This window comes from Jiangella sp. DSM 45060, assembly GCF_900105175.1.
In the GTDB taxonomy this organism is placed as follows: domain Bacteria; phylum Actinomycetota; class Actinomycetes; order Jiangellales; family Jiangellaceae; genus Jiangella.
The window spans coordinates 4,722,922-4,737,487 of record NZ_LT629771.1 but is presented as its reverse complement, the minus strand read 5'-3'; the positions used below and the strand labels follow the sequence as shown (position 1 = coordinate 4,737,487).

The following is a 14,566-nucleotide window of genomic DNA, read 5'->3' as shown; positions in this document are numbered from 1 at the left end:
CCTGACGACGCACAGGTCCGGTGGACGTCGCCGATCACAGGCTTTCCACCTGTAGCGGCCGTGGCTCGGACGCTCCAGGTGGCCCGATGCAGTGCCCCGGCAATTGGGCAGCAGCGCGCCGAGCGAGGCGCGGCGCCCCGGCTGCCGGGCCGACAGGAGTGCACCACATGACGGAAGAGACCCCCGGCTCGTCCGGAGATTCCAGCTCGACAGCGCCGGTCCAGGCCGACGCCACCGCTGAGCAGGCACAGCCGCGCCGCCGCCGTGCGGCCAGCCGCGCCGCCGGCCCGCCGGTCGGCGAGCCCACGCTGCACGACGCCGGCGCGCCCGCCACCAGCGACGACGCCCCGGCCGCACCGGCGCGTAAGACGGCCAAGAAGGCGGCCGCCAAGAAGACGGCCGCGAAGAAGACCGCCAAGAAGGCTCCGGCGAAGAAGGCGGCGAGCCGCAAGGCCGCGGCCGCCGCCGACCTGCTCGCGGTCGACGACCCGGCCGCCGACGAGGCCGTTCCGGCCGCCGAACCGGCTGCTGCCGACACGGCGCCCGCGTCCGCGCCCGCCGTCGAGGCAGGTGCCGCGCCCGCTGAGGCCGCGTCGGCCGTCGCCGACGAGGCTCCGGCGCCGCGCAAGCGGTCCCGGTCGCGCAAGGCCGCCCAGCCCGCGCCCGAGCCGCTGCCGGTCGAGGCCGCCGACGTCGACGACACCGGCAGCGCCGGCGCGTCCACCGACCCGAACCCGGCGTTCGCCCCGTCCGGCGCCGAGAGCGCCGCCACCGAGGCCCGCGCCTCCAGCGTCCTCTTCCAGGCACCCGCGTTCTCCGCGGCGCCGCTGTTCGCCGCGCCCGACCCCGAGGCCGCCGAGCCGGTCCGCGGCCGCCGACGCGCGAAGCCCGAGCCCGAGCCCGTGGCCGAGGAGACGGAGGAGGAGCCCGAGGTCACGACCGACGCCTCCGGCGACGACGACACCGACTCCGACACCGACTCCGACTCCGACGACGACGGCACCCGCCGCCGGCGCCGCCGCCGTGGTGGCCGCGGCCGCCGCCGTCGCAACGACGACGGCTCCGACGCCTCGGGCGACGACGACTCCGACGACGACCAGGGCCGCGACCAGTCCGACGACCACGGCGACGACGCCCAGAGCGACTCCGACGACGACAGCGCCGACTCCGACGAGGGCGGCAGCCGCCGTCGTCGCCGGCGCCGTCGCCGCCGCAACGACGACGGCGACGAGCCGCGTCCCGACGACCCGCCGAACACCGTCGTGCGGGTCCGTGAGACCCGCGACCTCGACGACGAAGTCACCTCGGTCAAGGGCTCGACCCGCCTCGAGGCGAAGAAGCAGCGCCGCCGCGAGGGCCGCGAGGCCGGCCGCCGCCGTCCGCCGATCCTGTCCGAGGCCGAGTTCCTGGCCCGCCGCGAGGCCGTCGACCGCGTCATGGCGGTCCGGCAGTCCGGCGACCTCACCCAGATCGCCGTCCTCGAGGACGACGTGCTGGTCGAGCACTACGTCAGCCGCGCGTCGCAGCAGTCGCTCATCGGCAACGTCTACCTCGGCCGGGTGCAGAACGTGCTGCCCGCCATGGAGGCGGCGTTCGTCGACATCGGCCGCGGCCGCAACGCCGTCCTGTACGCCGGCGAGGTCGACTGGAGCGGCCTGGGCAAGAACGACGGCCCGAAGCGCATCGAGGACGTCCTCAAGTCCGGGCAGTCGGTGCTCGTGCAGGTCACGAAGGACCCCATCGGCCACAAGGGCGCCCGCCTGACCAGCCAGGTCAGCCTGCCCGGCCGGTACGTCGTGTACGTCCCCGGCGGGTCCATGAACGGCATCAGCCGCAAGCTGCCCGACACCGAGCGCACCCGGCTGAAGAAGATCCTCAAGCAGGTCGTCCCCGAGGACGCCGGCGTCATCGTCCGCACCGCCGCCGAGGGCGCCTCGGAGGAAGAGCTCACCAACGACGTCGCGCGGCTCAAGGCCGAGTGGGAGGCGCTGCGGAAGAAGTCCTCCGGCAACGCGCCGCAGCTGCTGCACGGTGAGCCCGACCTCGCCATCAAGGTGGTCCGCGACCTCTTCAACGAAGACTTCACCAAGCTGGTCGTCTCCGGCGACCGCGCATGGGACACCATCGAGGAGTACGTCTCCAGCGTGGCCGGCTCGCTGCGCGACCGCGTCGAGAAGTGGACCTCGACCGACGACGTCTTCGCCGCGTTCCGCATCGACGAGCAGATCGCCAAGGCCATGGACCGCAAGGTGTGGCTGCCCAGCGGCGGCTCGCTGGTCATCGACCGCACCGAGGCCATGACCGTCGTCGACGTCAACACCGGCAAGTTCACCGGCTCGGGCGGCAACCTCGAGGAGACCGTCACCAAGAACAACCTCGAGGCGGCCGAAGAGATCGTGCGCCAGCTGCGGTTGCGCGACATCGGCGGCATCATCGTCGTCGACTTCATCGACATGGTGCTCGAGGCCAACCGCGACCTCGTGCTGCGCCGCCTGGTCGAGTGCCTCGGCCGCGACCGCACCAAGCACCAGGTCGCCGAGGTCACGTCGCTCGGTCTCGTGCAGATGACGCGCAAGCGCATCGGCACCGGCCTGCTCGAGGCGTTCAGCGAGCCGTGCCCGCACTGCAAGGGCCGCGGCCTGCTCGTTCACGCCCACCCGGTCGAGTCCGGCAACGGCGGCTCCTCCGGCGGCCAGTCCGGGTCCGCCGACGACGGCCGGTCCAGCCGCTCCGAGCGCCGCGGCCGGCGCCGCAAGGCCGAGCAGCCGGCGGCCACGCAGCAGCCACAGCCGGTCGAGGCACTGACGCCGAAGCTCGAGGCGCTGGCCAGCCCCGGCGAGGCGTCTCCGGCCGACCTCATGCCGGTCGGGGCCAACGGCAACGGCGGCAACGGTCACGGTAGCAACGGCCAGCACGGCGACCGGCCGGCCGAGTCGGCGGAGTCCGCGCCGGCCGAGTCCGCGCCGGCCGAGTCCGCGCCGGCCGAGCCCGCCGCCACCACCGCGCCCGCGCCGGCCACCCGCCGCCGTCGCCGGGCCGAGCGCGCCGCCGGCAGCACCACCACGGCGTCCGGCAGCACCGCGGCCGGCAGCGACAGCACCGCCGCCGGCAACGAGGCCGGCGTCGACAAGGCGGCCACGGCCGGCGGCGACGCTCCCGCGGCGTCCGCCGATGCGGCCGCCACGTCCACGTCGTCCACCCTGCCGCCACCGCCGCCTCCGCCACCCGCGGAGTCGCTGGTGACGGGTGCGGCGCAGGTCGAGGCGGCCGCGACCGGCCAGTCGCCGGCCTCGTCGTCCGCCGACGCGGCGACCACGTCGTCCACCGACGACGCGGCCGAGCAGAAGGCCGAGCCGGCCCGTCCGCGCCGCACCCGGCGCCGGGCGGAGCGTCCGGCCGGCAGTCCCGTCCCCTGAGTTTGACCCGACCCTGACCAATTCCGTACCCTAGGGCGTCGGCGCTCTTCGCGCCCATACCCGCGTGCCCGCTCTCGAGCGTCGGCATGCGCGCCCGAAGCCCGAGTGAGAGAGTGAGTCCGCGGTGTACGCGATCGTCCGCAGCGGCGGTAACCAGAGAAAGGTCTCCGTCGGAGACGTCATCGACGTCGACCGGCTCGACAACGCCGAGGTCGGCGCCACCGTCACGCTGCCGGCGGTCCTGCTCGTCGACGGCGAGACCGTGACCACCGACGCCACGAAGCTGGCCGGTGTGTCGGTCACGGCCGAGATCGTCGGTGCCACCAAGGGCCCGAAGATCCACATCCTCCGGTACAAGAACAAGACCGGGTACCGGCGGCGCCAGGGGCACCGCCAGAAGTACACCCAGGTCAAGGTCACCGGCATCGAGACGAAGTAGGCAGGTACCTCGAGATGGCTCACAAGAAGGGCGCCTCGTCCAGCAAGAACGGGCGCGACTCCAACGCTCAGCGGCTCGGTGTGAAGCGCTTCGGCGGCCAGTTGGTCAACGCCGGCGAGATCATCGTCCGCCAGCGTGGCACCCACTTCCACCCGGGCGACAACGTCGGCCGCGGCAAGGACGACACCCTGTTCGCCACCTCCGCCGGCGCCGTCGAGTTCGGCGTCAAGCGTGGCCGCAAGGTCGTCAACATCGTCGTGCCGGCGGGGGAGTGACCCCCGCTCCACACGAGCAACACACCTGAATCATCAGGGCGGGCCGGTCACTCGACCGGCCCGCCCTTTTTCGTGAGGACTGAACACATGGCCATTCCGTCGTTCGTGGACCGCGTCGTGCTGCATCTGGCAGCGGGCGACGGCGGGCACGGCTGTGTGTCGGTGCACCGCGAGAAGTTCAAGCCCCTGGGCGGCCCCGACGGCGGCAACGGCGGGCGCGGCGGCGACATCGTCCTCGTCGTCGACCCCAACACCACCACGCTGCTCGAGTACCACCGCTCGCCGCACCGCAGGGCGAAGAGCGGCAGCCAGGGCGAGGGCAGCAACCGGGCCGGCGCCAACGGCCAGGACATCGAGCTGAAGGTCCCCGACGGCACTGTCGTCAGCACTCGCGACGGCGAGGTGCTGGTCGACCTCGTCGGCGCCGGCACCCGCTACGTGGCCGCGCAGGGCGGCAGCGGCGGGCTGGGCAACGCCGCGCTGGCCAGCAAGCGGCGCAAGGCGCCCGGCTTCGCGCTGCTCGGTGAGCCGGGCGAGGCCCGCGACGTCGTGCTCGAGCTGAAGAGCGTCGCCGACATCGGGCTGGTCGGGTTCCCGAGCGCCGGCAAGTCCAGCCTCATCGCCGCCATCTCCGCGGCGCGGCCGAAGATCGCCGACTACCCGTTCACCACGCTGGTGCCCAACCTCGGCGTCGTCGAGGCCGGTGACGTCCGCTACACCGTCGCCGACGTCCCGGGGCTGATCGAGGGCGCCAGCGAGGGCCGCGGCCTGGGCCACGCCTTCCTCCGCCACGTCGAGCGGTGCAAGGCGCTGCTGCACGTCGTCGACCTCGCGACCATGGAGCCCGGCCGCGACCCGCTCACCGACATCGACCTCATCGAGGCGGAGCTGCAGAAGTACGGCGGCCTCGACAAGCGCCCGCGCATGGTGGCGTTGAACAAGATCGACGTCCCCGAGGCGCGCGAGCTGGCCGAACTGGTCCGCGCCGACATCGAGGAGCGCGGCTGGGAGGTCTTCCCGGTCTCCGCCGCCACCCACGAGGGGCTGCGCGAGCTCACGTACGCCATGGGCTCGCTGGTGGCCGCCGCCCGGGCGGCAGCGCCCGCGGCCGAGCCGACCCGCCTGGTGCTGCGTCCGGCCGCCGTCGACGACTCCGGGTTCACCGTCACCGACGAGGGCGAGCGCTACCGCATCCGCGGCGCGAAGCCGGAGCGGTGGATCCGCCAGACCGACTTCACCAACGACGAAGCCGTCGGCTACCTCGCCGACCGGCTGGCCCGGCTGGGCGTCGAGGAGGCGCTCATCGCGGCGGGCGCCCGGGCCGGCGACGAGGTCGTCATCGGCGGCGAGGACGCGGTCGTGTTCGACTGGGAGCCCAGCGTCAGCGCGGGCGGCGAGCACCTCGGCCCCCGCGGTACGGACTCCCGGCTGTCATGACCGGTCACGTCACCGCCCGCGGGGCCGTCGCGGCCGCGCAGCGCGTGGTCGTGAAGGTCGGGTCGTCGTCGCTCACCACCACGCAGGGCGGCATCGATGACGCCCGGGTCGCCACCGTGGTCGACGCGCTGGCGAAGGCGCGCGCGTCGGGCCGCGAGGTCGTGCTGGTGTCGTCCGGGGCCATCGCGGCCGGGCTGGCGCCGCTGGGCCTGGCCACGCGGCCGCGCGACCTCGCCCGGCAGCAGGCCGCCGCCAGCGTCGGGCAGGGCCTGCTGATGGCCACGTACACGTCCGCGTTCGCCGGTCACGGCCTGCGGGTGGGCCAGGTGCTGCTGACGGTCGACGACGTCACCCGTCGCTCGCACTACCGCAACGCCTACCGGACGCTGCACCAGCTGCTGAACCTCGGCGTCGTCCCGGTCGTCAACGAGAACGACACCGTCGCCACCCACGAGATCCGCTTCGGCGACAACGACCGGCTGGCCGCCCTGGTGGCGCAGCTGGTCCACGCCGACCTGCTGGTCCTGCTCTCCGACGTCGACGGCCTGTACGACGGCAACCCGCACAAGCCGGGCGCCACGCGGCTCACCGACGTGCACAGCCTGAGCGACCTCGACGGCATCGACGTCGGCTCGGCCGGCCGGTCCGGGCTGGGCAGCGGCGGCATGGTGACGAAGGTCGAGGCGGCCTCCATCGCCACCGGCTCCGGCGCCGACGTCGTGCTGGCGTCGGCGCCCGAGGTGTCCGCGGTGCTGGCCGGCGACGCCGCCGGCACCTGGTTCCACCGCCGGGCCGGCCGCCGAGCCACGCGGCTGCTGTGGCTGGAGCACGCCACCGACGGCCGCGGGTCGCTCACGCTCGACGCGGGCGCCGTGCGGGCGCTGGTCGAGCGCGGCGCGTCGCTGCTCCCGGCCGGCATCACCGCCGTCACCGGCACGTTCACGGCCGGCGACCCGGTCGACCTGCTGGACGAGTCCGGCCGCGCCGTCGCCCGCGGCGTCGTCAACTACGACGCGGCGGAGCTGCCGGCGCTGCTCGGCCACTCGACCAAGGAGCTGGCCCGCGACCTCGGCCCTGAGTACGAGCGCGAGGTCGTCCACCGCGACGACCTCGTGCTGCTCGGCCGGCCGCGCCGCTGATGGCGACGTCCCCGCTCGGCCGGCCGGGTGAGCGGGCCGACCGGCCGGCGGCGTACACCGCCTAGACTGGCCGCGTGACCACCACCGTCGCCGACCTCGGCCGGGCCGCCCGCGGCGCCGCCGCCGACCTCGCCGTCCGCACCCGCGCCGAGAAGGACGCCGCCCTGCACGCCATGGCCGACGCGCTCGAGGCCAACGCGGCGGCGATCATCGAGCGCAACGCCGCCGACGTCGAGCGGGCCCGCGAGACCGGCACCCCCGACGCCATGATCGACCGCCTCCGGCTCGACGACTCGCGCATCGCCGGCATGGCGGGCGGGCTGCGGCAGGTCGCCGGGCTGCCCGACCCCGTCGGCGAGATCGTGCGCGGCTACACGCTGCCCAACGGCCTGCAGGTCACGCAGCGCCGGGTGCCGCTGGGCGTCGTCGGCATCATCTACGAGGCCCGCCCCAACGTCACCGCCGACGCCGCCGGGCTCGCGCTGAAGAGCGGCAACGCCGTCCTGCTCAAGGGCTCGTCCAGCGCGGCCGCGTCCAACGAGGCCATCGTCGCCGTCCTGGCCGCGGCGGCCGAGGGCGCCGGGCTGCCGCGCGCCGCCGTCCAACTGGTCCCGGGCGGTCGCGACCAGGCGAAGGAGCTCATGCGGGCGCGCGGCCTGGTCGACGTCCTCATCCCGCGCGGCGGCGCCGGGCTCATCCGCAGCGTCGTCGAGGAGTCCACCGTCCCCGTCATCGAGACCGGGGTCGGCAACTGCCACGTGTACGTCGACGCCGACGCCGACCTCGCCATGGCGCTGCAGATCCTGCTCAACGCCAAGACGCAGCGGCCCAGCGTGTGCAACGCCGCCGAGACGCTGCTCGTGCACGCCGGCGTCGCCGCCGAGTTCCTGCCGTCGGCGCTGGCCGCGCTGCGCGAGGCCGGGGTCACCGTCCACGGCGACGCGCGCGTCCAGGGCTACGACGCCGCCGTCGTGCCGGCCACCGACGACGACTGGGCCGCCGAGTACCTCTCGCTCGACCTCGCCGCCGCCGTCGTCGACACCCTCGACGACGCCGTCGCGCACATCCGGCGCTGGGGGAGCGGGCACACCGAGGCCATCGTGACGCGGTCGCTGGCGGCGTCGCGGCGGTTCGCGGCCACCACCGACTCCGCGGCCGTCATGGTCAACGCCTCCACCCGGTTCACCGACGGCGAGCAGCTGGGCTTCGGCGCCGAGATCGGCATCTCCACGCAGAAGCTGCACGCCAGGGGCCCGATGGGGCTGCCGGAGCTGACCACCACCACGTACGTCGTCACCGGTGACGGACACGTGCGGGGCTGACGGTAGGCTTCTGCCCCATGGACACAGTCGTGCTGCTGGCCGAGGAGGCGCACTCCTCGTCGTCGGAGGGGTTCCCCGCGTGGGCGTGGGGGGTCTCCGCGTTCGGCATTCTCCTCGTGCTGCTGCTGATCGTGCTGAGCTTCGGCAAGGGCCGCGCGCACGCCTGACCAGGCTGCGGCCGCTACGGTGTCGTCGGTGAGCAACCCGAAACGGCTCGGCGTCATGGGTGGGACGTTCGACCCCATCCATCACGGCCACCTGGTGGCGGCCAGCGAGGTACAACACTGGTTCCACCTCGACGAGGTGGTGTTCGTGCCCACCGGGCAGCCGTGGCAGAAGACCGGCCGCGACGTCACCCCGGCCGAGGACCGCTACCTGATGACGGTCATCGCCACCGCGTCGAACCCGGTGTTCTCCGTCAGCCGGGTCGACATCAACCGCGCCGGTCCCACATACACCGTCGATACCCTTCGCGACCTGCGCGCGCAGTACGGCGACGACACCGAGCTGTTCTTCATCACCGGCGCCGACGCGCTCGGGCAGATCCTGTCCTGGCGCGACCACGACGAGCTGTTCGACCTCGCGCACTTCGTCGGCTGCACCCGGCCGGGGCACGACCTCTCCGCCGTGGGGCTGCCCGAGGGCAAGGTGACGCTGGTCGAGGTGCCCGCGCTGGCGATCTCGTCCAGCGAGTGCCGCCAGCGCGTCGCCGGCGACGAGCCCATCTGGTACCTCGTGCCCGACGGCATCGTCCAGTACATCAACAAACGCGGCCTCTACGTCGAGGCATGAGACTCTGGACCGGTCGACTCACCGGTACCCACACAGAAAGGAACGCCGCTTGACCGCAACCGATCGCGCCATCCAGTTGGCGGTCGCCGCCGCGGAGGCCGCGTCCGACAAGCTGGCCGACGACATCGTCGCCTTCGACGTGTCCGAGCGCATGGCGATCACCGACGTCTTCCTGGTGTGCTCGGCCTCCAACGACCGCCAGGTGCGCTCCGTCGTCGACGCCGTCGAGGAGCGGCTGCGCGACCTCGGCGCCCGTCCCGTCAGCCGTGAGGGCGAGCGTGAGGGCCGCTGGGTGCTGCTCGACTACGTCGAGATCGTCGTGCACGTGCAGCATGCCGAGGAGCGGGTGTTCTACGCCCTCGAGCGGCTGTGGAAGGACTGCCCGACCATCGAACTGCCGGCCGAGGTGAACGCCGGACGGGGCCCGCGCTCCGGGGACGAGGAGTGAGCCGTCGCGTCGTCCTCTGGCGGCACGGACGCACGGAGTGGAACGCCGCCGGGCGGTTCCAGGGCCAGACCGACGTCGACCTCGACGAGCTCGGCCGGGAGCAGGCGCGCGACGCCGCGGCCCGGCTGGCCGCGCTCGCGCCGGACCTGCTGGTGTCGTCGGACCTTCAGCGCGCCCAGGACACCACGGCGGCCCTCGCCGCCCTCGTCGGCCTGGACGTCGTCCTGGACCCGCGCCTGCGCGAGACCTTCGCCGGCGACTGGCAGGGCTGCACGTCCGCCGAGATCGCCGCCCGCTGGCCCGACCAGTACAAGGCCTGGCGCGGCGGCGACCCGCTACTCCGCGTCGGCGGCGGCGAGACCCGTCAGGAGGTGGCCGAGCGGATGTTCGCCGCCGTCAACGACGCCGCCGCCCGGCTGCCCGAGAACGGCCTCGCCGTCCTCACCTCCCACGGCGGCGCGGCCCGGCTCGGCATCGCCGCGCTCATCGGCATGCCGCTGCACCTTTTCACCAACGTCGGCGGGCTCTCCAACTGCTCGTGGTCCATGCTCCGCGAAGGCGACGACGGCTGGATCCTGGTCGAGCACAACGCCGGCACCCTGCCCACTCCGGTGGTGATCGAAGAGGGGTGACCTGGTACTCTCTCCGAGGTCGATCGGCCGCTCCACCGGGCCGGTCGCCGCAGGGATGGGTCCGATTATGAGGTTCACCCAGCCGTCGGCTAAGCTTACGAAGCCGTTCGGCACGGGGCTGTGGCGCAGCTGGTAGCGCACCTCCATGGCATGGAGGGGGTCAGGGGTTCGAGTCCCCTCAGCTCCACCCGATTCGCAGGTCAGCGGTCATGTCGGGTCCTCATCGAGGACCGGCGACATGGCCGCTCGGCGCGTCTGGTGCACCTGCATGACGGCCGCGCACGGCGATCGGTACCTACGGCGCGGTCAACATCAAGCAGTGCGGCTACCGCCGCTACGTCGCCCGCACCCGGTACCGCGATCTGGACGGCCAGTTGCGTGAGGTGACGGCGACCGCGGGTTCGCGGACGGCCGCGCAGGCCGAGCTCAAGGAGCGCTTGGTCTGCCGGCCCGGCTACGGCACGGGTGGGCTGTTGAGTCTGTCCAGGCCGTTCGGCGATCTGGTGGAACTCTGGCTCGCCGATCTCGAGCAGCGCGACATCGCGGAGAACACCAAGAACAACTACCGCGACGATCTGCGGCTGCACGCCCGGCCGTTCTTCGAGCACTTCATCCTGGGCGAGATCACCACCGGCCGGGGCGAGGCGTTCCTCAAGGCCGAGCAGGCGATCTCGTACTCGCGGGCCAACCACTCCCGCACTTCTGGCACGCGGCTTGGGTCTGGACGCCGCGGCCACCCGTCTGGGGTATACCTCAAAGGCGGTCACCGAGGGTCACTACGTCGAGCCGGATCAATCGGTCGACTTCACGGCAGCGCAGGTGCTTGAGACAACCCTCCGGCCAGGCGACCCTGCTGTCGAAACCCGAGACCGACGCCGAGGAGCAAATGCTCGACCATCTCGACCCTGTTGAGACTGACATGACCGACGCGGCATGAACCTCGCAGCGTAGTGGAACGTGCGCCGGTGCTCAGAGGTCCTGTTGCTGGGCCGCGCGTTATGCGGTGTCCGCGAATCGGAGGAGGCGGTATCGGAGGGGCGACTTGCCCACCTGGACTCACCGTGCGAACGACGCTTGGCCTGGATCGATAAGTGCGACGTCCGGTCAGCGCTGCGCCGGCGTCTTGCGGTGACGCCGCATCATCGAACGTCGTGCGCGATGCCGCACCGGACCGTCGGTGGCTGGGCGCGAGGGAACTGGACGCGGTTCCAGCCGCAGCCGGCTCGACTCACTGCGCGCTGGGTATGGTCTCGATCCTGGTCGAGTTCCGCTTCGGCAGGCGGCATTTCGAGAATGCCGAGAATGCCCGTCACCATTCGCCGGCGCATCGTCTCCGCGAGTGGATTCACCGCTGATTTTCAGACGCGGAGCGGCCGATTCCGCCGTTCATCACCAGAACTCGACAGCGCTGGTCGACGGGGTGAGGCGCCACGTCGGCCGACCCGAGATCGCACTCTCTGCCGGTCGGCGGGACGGTTCTTCGACTTCCGCGGGCGTGGGAATTCGCGGAGCCGGTGAACACGCCAGTGCGGATCTCGAGGCCACGATCGGCGAATGATGGGTTCCTCCGCCGCACGGTCGTCGGCGGCGCACGCTGGCCGGGCCGCGGTCCGGGCGCGGTCCAGCGCCCGGGGGCTACGTGACGGTGCCATCCACGTTACGTAGGGCGTCATCACATTTCGAATCAAGCCCTTGACGTCAGGTGCCGTCGATCCGTAACGTGAGCGCGCATCAAGACCCAATACGTATTAAGGACTCAGATGGCAGCGCAACGACGGCGACCCACCCAGGTGGACATAGCCCGTCGCGTCGGCGTGTCGCAGGCGACGGTGTCACTGGTGATCAGTGGTGGCGCGGCGAGCGAGCAGGTCGCCGAAGGCACCCGCCGCGCGGTACTGCGGGCGGCCGCCGAGCTCGGCTACACGGTCAACGCGGCGGCGCGCCGGCTCAAGGGCGGGCGCAATCGCATGCTGGGGCTCTATACGTTCGAACCCGTATTTCCGGTCGGTCAGAGGGACTTCTATTTCCCGTTTCTCCTCGGCGTGGAAGAGGCGACCGCCGAGTATGGCTACGATCTGCTGTTGTTCAGCTCGGCGAGTTCCGGAGGCGATCGCCGCATCTATGCGGGAGGCGTCAACCGGCTGAAAGTGGCCGACGGTTGTGTGCTCCTCGGACGCCATTTACATCGCGACGATCTCGCCGCATTGGTCCAGGAGGACTTCCCGTTCGTGTTCATCGGCCGGCGTGAGGTTCCCGGCGCCGAACTCTCCTACGTCGCGGCGGACTACGTCGGCGCCACCAGTGGTGTGGTCCGCGAGTTGGCGCGGCTCGGACACCGCCGGCTGGCCTACCTGAAGCTGAGCGACGGGCAGGAACCGACCCGGGACCGCGAGTCCGGCTTCCGGCAGGGCCTCGGCGAAGCCGGGATCACGGATGACGAGTGCGTGGTCGACGACGTCGGCTCCGTGACCGGCGACCAGGTGCGCGGCTGGCTGTCCGCGGGCATCACCGCGCTGCTGGTGGAACCCAGCGAGGACGACACCACCATCGTCGCCGTCGAACGTGCCGCCGAGGAGGCCGGCGCCCGCATCCCCGAGGACTGCTCGGTGGTCCTCCTCGGCGACCCGGCGCTCGGCGAGGACGCTCGCGACTGGACCCGGTTCTCGCTGCACCGCGAGCAGATGGGACGAGAAGCCGTCCGGCTGCTCCTCGATCTGCTGGACGACGAGGACGGGGGGCACCGGCAGCTCAACGTCGCCTGTACTCCGATCGCCGGCGACTCGATCGCCGCGGCGCCGAAGGGACCGCAGCGGTGAGCTACTTCGTCATCAAGCGACTGGCGATCGGCCTGCTCACCATCTGGGGCGTCGTCACCGCCGTCTTCGTCGTCGTGCGGCTCGCCCCCGGTGACCAGGCGACGGTGGCGCTCGGCCCGGACGCGACCGCCGCGGAGATCGAGGCGCTGAGGCACAGCCTCGGCCTCGACCGGCCGCTCCTGCTCCAGTACTTCTCCTACCTCGGCGACGTCCTGCGCCTCGACTTCGGCGAGTCGTACCGCTTCGGCCGACCGGCCATGGACCAGGTGCTCGAGCGCTTCCCGGCGACCATTCAGCTCACCCTGGCCGCGACCGCCGTGGCGATCGTCCTCGGCCTGATCCTGGGAGTCGTCGCCGGCAAGAAGCCGGGGAGCGCGCTGGACCGGGCGGTCTCCACGGTCACCCTCGGTCTGCAGGCGCTGCCGCCGTTCTGGGTCGGCATCATGTTCATCCTGATCTTCGCGCTGCAGCTCCAGGTGCTGCCCAGCGCCGGCGGTGGCAGCCTCGCCAACCTCGTCCTGCCGGCGGTCACGCTGTCGATTCCGTTCACCGCACTGGTCGCCCGCATGACCCGCAGCGGGGTGGCCGAGACGATGTCGGAGGCCTTCGTCCAGACCGCCCGCTCGAAGGGCCTCACCGAGACGCAGGTGCTGACCGGCCACGTCGTGAAGAACTCGCTCATCCCCGTGGTGACAGTCGTCGGCCTGCAGGTCGGGACGCTGCTCGGCGGCGCGGTGATCATCGAGACCGTGTTCGCGTGGCCGGGCCTCGGATCGCTGCTGGTCGGCGCGGTCGGGAACCGTGACTACGCGGTCGTCCAGGCGGCCACCGTCCTGATCGCGCTGTGCGTGATCGTCCTCAACCTGGCCGCCGACATCGTCAACGCCAAGCTCGACCCCCGGATCCGACTGGAGGCGCGCCGATGACCCAGTCGGACATCCTGCTCACCGAGTCCGCGCCCGGTCCGGCGGCGCCGCCCGCCCCGCGCCGGCGGCGTCGGCCGCTCGCCGCGATCCCGTATGTGATCATCGGCATCTACGTGCTCGCGGCCGCGATCGGCCCGTTCCTGATCGACTACCACCCGGTGGCCACCGAGGTCACCGAGCGCCTCCTGCCCCCGGGTTCGGCGACGGAGTCGGGCACCGCCTGGCTGGGCACCGACGCCGTGGGCCGCGACGTCCTGGCGCAGGTCGTGTATGGCGCGCGGACGTCGTTCATCATCGGCATCTCCGTCGTCGCGCTGTGCGGCCTGATCGGAGTCGCGCTCGGTGCGATCGCGGGGTATTCGGGCGGGCTGTCCGACGCCGTCGTCTCGCGGACGGTCGACATCCTGATGGCCTTCCCCGGCATCCTGCTCGCGATCGTCATCGCCGGTCTGCTCGAGCGCGGCATGCACGTCGTGATCATCGCCTTGTCCGTCGGCGGCTGGGTCGGCTTCGCCCGGCTGTCGCGCAGCATCACGATGTCGACCCGGGAGCGCGACTGGGTGGACGCCGCCCGGATCATGGGCCTGTCCAAATCGGCGACCCTCACCCGCCACATCGTGCCGTTCCTGACCGGATCGGTCGTCGCCCTGGCCACCATCGAACTCGCCTCGGCGGTGCTGTCCGAGGCAGCACTCAGCTTCCTCGGTCTGGGTCTTCCCCCGCACATCGTGTCGTGGGGCCAGGCCATCGCGGGCGGCCGGGAGCACCTGGCCACCGCCTGGTGGATCACGGTCTTCCCCGGTATCGCGCTCACCGTCCTGGTCATCTGCATCGGGCTGGTCGGCGACAGGCTCACCCGGCGGTTCACACGCAAGCGGGACTGAGGCGCCCGCCCCGCTCTTCTTCCAACGACGAAAGGACTCC

Annotated in this window: 15 protein-coding genes and 1 tRNA gene; all 16 read left to right on the top strand. The window is 72.3% G+C overall.

Going from position 1 to position 14,566, the window contains the following annotated elements; genetic code table 11:
- Nucleotides 1-167 precede the first annotated feature (167 nt).
- A complete protein-coding gene (locus BLU82_RS21045) occupies nt 168-3,416 on the top strand; it encodes an Rne/Rng family ribonuclease (RefSeq protein ID WP_197682367.1) in 3,249 nt (1,082 codons plus the stop codon).
- A gap of 124 nt (nt 3,417-3,540) precedes the next feature.
- The gene (gene rplU / locus BLU82_RS21040) at nt 3,541-3,855 is read left to right on the top strand and encodes a 50S ribosomal protein L21 (protein WP_069112105.1); all 315 of its coding nucleotides are present in this window, start codon (nt 3,541-3,543) and stop codon (nt 3,853-3,855) included.
- A gap of 14 nt (nt 3,856-3,869) precedes the next feature.
- Nucleotides 3,870-4,130, top strand: coding sequence for a 50S ribosomal protein L27 (gene rpmA, locus BLU82_RS21035; protein ID WP_069112104.1), 261 nt, complete (start codon nt 3,870-3,872; stop codon nt 4,128-4,130).
- A gap of 93 nt (nt 4,131-4,223) precedes the next feature.
- Nucleotides 4,224-5,567, top strand: coding sequence for a GTPase ObgE (gene obgE / locus BLU82_RS21030; RefSeq protein WP_092626098.1), 1,344 nt, complete (start codon nt 4,224-4,226; stop codon nt 5,565-5,567).
- A complete protein-coding gene (gene proB / locus BLU82_RS21025) occupies nt 5,564-6,706 on the top strand; it encodes a glutamate 5-kinase (protein WP_092623032.1) in 1,143 nt (380 codons plus the stop codon). The genes obgE and proB overlap by 4 nt, the downstream gene beginning before the upstream one ends.
- A 74-nt stretch (nt 6,707-6,780) precedes the next feature.
- Entirely contained in the window at nt 6,781-8,028 is a 1,248-nt protein-coding gene (locus BLU82_RS21020) for a glutamate-5-semialdehyde dehydrogenase (protein ID WP_092623031.1), read from the top strand.
- A gap of 17 nt (nt 8,029-8,045) precedes the next feature.
- Nucleotides 8,046-8,195 (top strand): hypothetical protein, encoded by a 150-nt coding sequence (locus tag BLU82_RS34320; protein ID WP_157741166.1) that lies wholly within the window; start codon nt 8,046-8,048, stop codon nt 8,193-8,195.
- Nucleotides 8,196-8,214: 19 nt separating this feature from the next.
- Nucleotides 8,215-8,820, top strand: a complete 606-nt coding sequence (nadD, locus tag BLU82_RS21015; protein WP_370246191.1) for a nicotinate-nucleotide adenylyltransferase — start codon at nt 8,215-8,217, stop codon at nt 8,818-8,820.
- Nucleotides 8,821-8,869: 49 nt separating this feature from the next.
- Complete coding sequence (gene rsfS, locus BLU82_RS21010; RefSeq protein ID WP_092623030.1) at nt 8,870-9,268, top strand: ribosome silencing factor; 399 nt, start codon at nt 8,870-8,872, stop codon at nt 9,266-9,268.
- Nucleotides 9,265-9,900 carry a histidine phosphatase family protein gene (locus tag BLU82_RS21005; RefSeq protein WP_197682366.1) on the top strand — a complete coding sequence of 212 codons (636 nt, stop codon included), beginning with the start codon at nt 9,265-9,267 and terminating at the stop codon, nt 9,898-9,900. Before rsfS ends, BLU82_RS21005 begins: the two co-directional genes overlap by 4 nt.
- Before the next feature lie 114 nt (nt 9,901-10,014).
- Nucleotides 10,015-10,087 (top strand) — tRNA-Ala (locus tag BLU82_RS21000).
- A gap of 196 nt (nt 10,088-10,283) precedes the next feature.
- Entirely contained in the window at nt 10,284-10,727 is a 444-nt protein-coding gene (locus BLU82_RS20995; RefSeq protein WP_092623028.1) for a hypothetical protein, read from the top strand.
- Nucleotides 10,728-11,051: 324 nt separating this feature from the next.
- A complete protein-coding gene (locus BLU82_RS34315) occupies nt 11,052-11,255 on the top strand; it encodes a hypothetical protein (RefSeq protein ID WP_157741165.1) in 204 nt (67 codons plus the stop codon).
- A 405-nt stretch (nt 11,256-11,660) separates the two neighbouring features.
- The gene (locus BLU82_RS20990) at nt 11,661-12,716 is read left to right on the top strand and encodes a LacI family DNA-binding transcriptional regulator (protein ID WP_092623027.1); all 1,056 of its coding nucleotides are present in this window, start codon (nt 11,661-11,663) and stop codon (nt 12,714-12,716) included.
- Entirely contained in the window at nt 12,713-13,642 is a 930-nt protein-coding gene (locus BLU82_RS20985) for an ABC transporter permease (RefSeq protein WP_092623026.1), read from the top strand. The genes BLU82_RS20990 and BLU82_RS20985 overlap by 4 nt, the downstream gene beginning before the upstream one ends.
- The gene (locus tag BLU82_RS20980) at nt 13,639-14,526 is read left to right on the top strand and encodes an ABC transporter permease (RefSeq protein WP_092623025.1); all 888 of its coding nucleotides are present in this window, start codon (nt 13,639-13,641) and stop codon (nt 14,524-14,526) included. Before BLU82_RS20985 ends, BLU82_RS20980 begins: the two co-directional genes overlap by 4 nt.
- Nucleotides 14,527-14,566: the final 40 nt, after the last annotated feature.